Annotated in this window: 5 protein-coding genes; 2 read left to right on the forward strand and 3 right to left on the reverse strand. The window is 39.7% G+C overall.

Going from position 1 to position 4,849, the window contains the following annotated elements; genetic code table 11:
* Positions 1 to 533: 533 nt before the first annotated feature.
* The 3 genes from BQ7314_RS00115 to parA all read right to left on the reverse strand — a co-directional run bounded on the left by BQ7314_RS00115 (position 534) and on the right by parA (position 2,887).
* The gene (locus BQ7314_RS00115; RefSeq protein ID WP_174481677.1) at positions 534 to 1,568 is read right to left on the reverse strand and encodes a hypothetical protein; all 1,035 of its coding nucleotides are present in this window, start codon (positions 1,566 to 1,568) and stop codon (positions 534 to 536) included.
* Between the two features lie 481 nt (positions 1,569 to 2,049).
* A complete protein-coding gene (locus BQ7314_RS00120) occupies positions 2,050 to 2,256 on the reverse strand; it encodes a cupredoxin domain-containing protein (RefSeq protein WP_174481678.1) in 207 nt (68 codons plus the stop codon).
* Positions 2,246 to 2,887, reverse strand: a complete 642-nt coding sequence (gene parA, locus BQ7314_RS00125; protein ID WP_174481679.1) for a ParA family partition ATPase — start codon at positions 2,885 to 2,887, stop codon at positions 2,246 to 2,248. Before parA ends, BQ7314_RS00120 begins: the two co-directional genes overlap by 11 nt.
* Before the next feature lie 205 nt (positions 2,888 to 3,092).
* Here parA and BQ7314_RS00130 point away from each other — a divergent pair, with 205 nt between their 5' ends.
* Positions 3,093 to 3,704, forward strand: a complete 612-nt coding sequence (locus tag BQ7314_RS00130; RefSeq protein ID WP_174481680.1) for a DNA-binding protein — start codon at positions 3,093 to 3,095, stop codon at positions 3,702 to 3,704.
* A 136-nt stretch (positions 3,705 to 3,840) separates the two neighbouring features.
* Positions 3,841 to 4,849: DNA methyltransferase (locus BQ7314_RS00135; protein WP_245394863.1), on the forward strand; the 1,009-nt coding region annotated here is incomplete at its 3' end.

The raw sequence follows: 4,849 nt of genomic DNA on the forward strand, positions 1-4,849 counted from the left end.
CTCCCCGCTTGCTCTGTACGGGCTTCATTTTCCACTCGATAGCCTTTTTAATAGGTTGCCTAGCCTGTATTTGTGTTTTTTGATTGAAAACTTACTTTATCGGATTAATCACGATTTTTTACTTTTTCGGTTTGTTAAAATTCAATTTATCCACAACCCGCTTTTACAAGGTTAAATATAAAAGGTTAATAGAAGGAAAGGTTAGGGATTTATCCACAATTTAATTTTGTTTAAAATCAATTAGATATAAGATAAATCGCGTTTTAACTGCACGGCATACCCATATGTTAGGTGCTAACTGCACGGCATACCCATATGTTTCTTTGCCATAATCCAGCCCTAAAAAGCCAACTGCACGGCATACCCACATGTTTTTTGACGAACTGCACGGCATACCTATATGTTTGTGCGGTGCAGCAAGTCCTTTTTTTTAACATAATCAGGGTAAAAAACCCAACTGCACGGCATACCCACATGTTACTGCACGGCATACCCACATGTTTTTTGACGAACTGCACGGCATACCCACATGTTCATTTTGACTTATCCACAAGCGCAACCCCGCGTTTTTTCTGCGCGGCATTGGCGGCTTTTTGTTCGGTTCTAAAATCAAGTGCAGCCGTAACCGTATATTTAACATCTATCACTTTTCGCCCTTCTCTGACTTCCTCGGCCTCATAAGACATTAAAACACCCTGCCCTTTTAGCTCTTCCAGTGCTTTAATCATTTTTAAGCGGTTGTTTCGCTCGGCCTTACCTTCTAAATAGCGGCTTTCTTTCTTAACCGCTGAATACATAAAATGATAAGTATCAATCATGCTGGCTTGCTTGTAGCGATGAACAAAACGCTTATAAAGCCATCTTGAAAGCTGGGTTTTAAGGCTCATGTGACGATCTATATTATATTGCCTATATTCCAGCTTGTTGATTGCATGAGATATAAATAGTGGTAGCCGTGCGGCATGTAACGCGCTGGAATCCTCTATATATTCCTCACGGTCAACCGTTACAAGGTCTTGCAATATTGCCCCGCCCCATAGCTCTTTTTTGCCCTTTGAAAGCGTCAATACACAACGGTTCATTATCTGGATGCCTTGCTTTATCTCTGAAACATTGCGGCTTTTCCCGCGTTTAGCAAGTTCATTTTGAACCATATATAAGGTGAATTTTACCCATGTTTCAGATTTGGCGGGGTCGTGAATAGAATAATTTTGGTCTGTAAGGATTTTCTTTAAAGCTTCCTCTATTAGTTCCTCGGTCACACTTGGAAAAAATGCCTTATAACCGCCATCCTCCTGTTTAATCAAAGCGGGTTGAATGGTTACAGTGCAATCTAAACCTTGATAGTTATACGGCTGTTCGTAGGGGTCTGCGTGGCCTGTTGGTGTGCGTAATTTCTCCACCTGCTGCGGCGTAAAAAAATACTTGGGTATGCTCTCCCAAAGTTCAACCGTATTCGATACGCTGTCTTTATCATTCGTGACAAAGTGACTAAACAAATCCATTTGAAGGCTTTTAATTGCCTTGCTTGGCGGGATTTTCTTCGGTGGTGGTTTTTTCTTGGTCATGTGCTGGCCTTTCTCGTAATAGGGAAACAATAGCGTTTCCCTGTGTTCCTCAACCTGTATATTATTAAGCGGGGAGTCGCTATTTTTGCGAAAGCTTGTTTTGGGCATCCCTGCCCAAGCAAGCAGCAAAAACTTAACGCGACTGCTAATGCCTTCGGCGCCCCGATTCGTCCTCGTCACCTCGTCCCGACCCAACAAGGGGTCGGAACATAGGCTCCAAATGACTTGACGCCGTGTCGGATAGCCTTTTATTTTGTCTCCACCTTCGCTACCGCTCAGACTCCGACAAAACAACGGCCCTACGGCTATCGCGGACTACCAGCTCTCGCATTCGCTCTCCATGGCTGGCAGCGGACGCAAAAAAATCATTGGTTTAATTCCTCGATTTTTTAGTCATAATTTGAACCTTTATCGCTTCGGTTCACGGTTCACTTTCAACCTTTAATTAAATAATTAAAAAAGTATTTACTTTCATAAGTATTTAATTATTTAAGCATTCTTTCATATGTTTAATAAAAATTTCCGTCATAGTCTCACCTTTTTTTAAAGCATTCATTTTATAGCCCTGCTGTAATTCTTTAGGGACTTTAAAAGTCATAGTAACCGTTTCGCCACTATCAATTTTCATTGCTTCTTTAATTACTTGTTCTTTAGGCGTTAATTCTTTGCGTGTTGGTTTAGCTTTCATTATTCAAAATCTCCATAATTTCAGTGGTCAAGTTTTCTATTTCTTCCAGTGCATCGGCGTTTTTTGCGCTGTGAACGGTCAAGCCGTCCCCCATTGTCTGCTTGTAAATTTCCCGACTATATAAAACAGTATTTAAAGGATTAAAGCCGCTTTCTTGTGTTGCTGGCCTAATCTCTTCAATTAATTTTGTATTTTTTGTCGCTGCATTAATAATAAAGCGAGTTGCTGGCTTACCTTCTGTAACTTCATGCCTTGCGGCTATCGCTTCGGTTATATCGGAAGCCCCCCATATATCGAGCGCAGACGGTGCAACAGGTATTAAAACAAGGTCGGCGGCTCTAATTGCTGCCCCTGCCATTTTTTCGGCTTTGGCTCTGCCGTCAATGATGACAAAATCATAAGGGGCTTTTACGCTTTCTATATCCTTTGCTAGTGTTTCACGGTCTAACCCTATGACTGTTAAGCCTTCGCCCTCGTCTGCTTCACTCCAATCTCTTAGGCTGCCTTGTGGGTCACTATCGACCATAAGGACACTATGCCCCCTCTTAGCGATAGAAACGCCTATATTAGCGGCTATGGTCGTTTTTCCCACCCCGCCCTTTTGGTTCAAAATTGCTATAACTTTAGTCATATTTACACCTTTATATAATTACATAATTAAGTACATAAGAAAGTATAACATTAAAAAATTATAGAAGTAAACACATAAAAATGTATTTACAGTTTTAATTGTATAAGTAAGTAATTAGATAATTAAGTAAGGAAAATAATCCTATCTTTTTGTAGTATATTGTAGTAATATTACTACTACTCCCTACTATCTAACTGGTGGAATTATGGAACGCAAAAGCAAGGTGATACAAGCGGCGGTTAATACGGCATGTGACCAATTACAGGGCGATAATAAAAACGTAACTGTAAACGCTGTAATAGGCATTACTGGCGGTTCTTTCTCTACTGTGGGCGATATGGTCAAGCTCTGGCGTGAAGAACAGGCCGCACATTCTGCGCCATTGCTGCAAATGCCCGATAGTGTCACGACTGCCATGCACAAGGCAGCTTTTGATGTCTGGGCGGCTGCGTCCACTCTGGCGGGGGAATCTGTCGAACGCATCCAGCATGAAGCAGGGGAAGCCATCACCAAAGCAAAGGCCGAATTGTCCGAATATGCGGGGGAAGTCTCAAGACTGGAAAGAGAATTAGAGCAAGCGAATATAAAAGCGGTGGAGCTACAAAAAAATGTGGATGAAGCACAAGAAAAAGCGGTTAAAATTACGGCTGAAAATGCGGGTTATGTTGCAAAGCTTCAAGAAAAAGATCATCAATTAATCAGCCTTAAAGCCGATTATGCCAAGCTGCAAGGCGAACTTGTCGAGATTGCCAAGGCTGCAACTAAACCAGCGGCAAAAAGAACCGCAAAAACACCGCCTAAAAAGGTGGCTGAATAGGGTAGGGCGACATAAAATACCATAAGTAAGCTATTCATTAGGCATCTATTCACTATAGATTACCTATATTTAATATACTATCCTCACCTAAAAGATAGACTAAAGCACCATCAAATAAGGGACATATAAAACAGGTATGCAAAATTTATTAAAAGAATTAATCGGTACACTTAAAAATGATGAACGTCTGATTATTGAGGGTAGGTTAGTAAAAAATAAGGTTGTAGAACTTGCTCTTGCAATGGATGAAGGATTAATTTCTTTATTACTTGGTAACGAGTCAATTAAGAAGCATTTTTTCAAAGAAATAGGTAAGGCGTTAGTATTTGATAAAGTGGCGTTTCAAAGCTTTGTTAGTAACAAACAATTTTTACCTGATAGCTATACCGCATTTAAAAATAAAATTGGTTTAACCGCTGATAGAGAATATTTAACCGAAAGCAAAGAAGTTGTGCTTTCTTGGGCGTATAAGGATTGTGTGCTGGAAGGTGGGCAAACTAAAGAAGATCAAAAACGCAAAGAAATATTTTGGAATGAAACCCTTGCACCTGATGAAATAGACCGCTTGCTTGCTCCAAAGGCATTGGGTAATTTTAAAAAATACGATAAAGACGGGGAGCATAAAGTAGAAAATATAAGCCCTGATGATAACCTAATTATCAAAGGGAATAACCTGCTGGCTTTACACTCTTTGAAAAAGCAATATGCAGGAAAAATAAAACTGATTTATATAGATCCTCCTTATAACACCGGAAATGATGGCTTTGGTTATAACGATAGTTTTAATCATTCTACTTGGCTAACTTTCATGAAAAATAGGCTGGAAACTGCCAAAGAGCTACTAAAAGATGATGGCGTTATCTTTATTAGTTGTGATGATAACGAGCAAGCGTATCTAAAATTACTCTTAGATGAAGTCTATGGAAGAGAAAATTTTATAGCCAACATAGTTGCCCAAACCAATCCTAGAGGTCGAACATTAGATAAATTTCTAGCTAAAACATATGAATATATACTGGTATATAGTCTTAAGCCAGATTATCAGTCACTGTATGAAATACCTAAAAATGAGAAGGCACTAAAAGAATATAAAAAAAAGGATGATGACGGGCAATACCGTGAACTTGAGTTGAGAAATAGGAATC

Source organism: methanotrophic endosymbiont of Bathymodiolus puteoserpentis (Logatchev), from assembly GCF_900128525.1.
In the GTDB taxonomy this organism is placed as follows: domain Bacteria; phylum Pseudomonadota; class Gammaproteobacteria; order Methylococcales; family Methylomonadaceae; genus Methyloprofundus.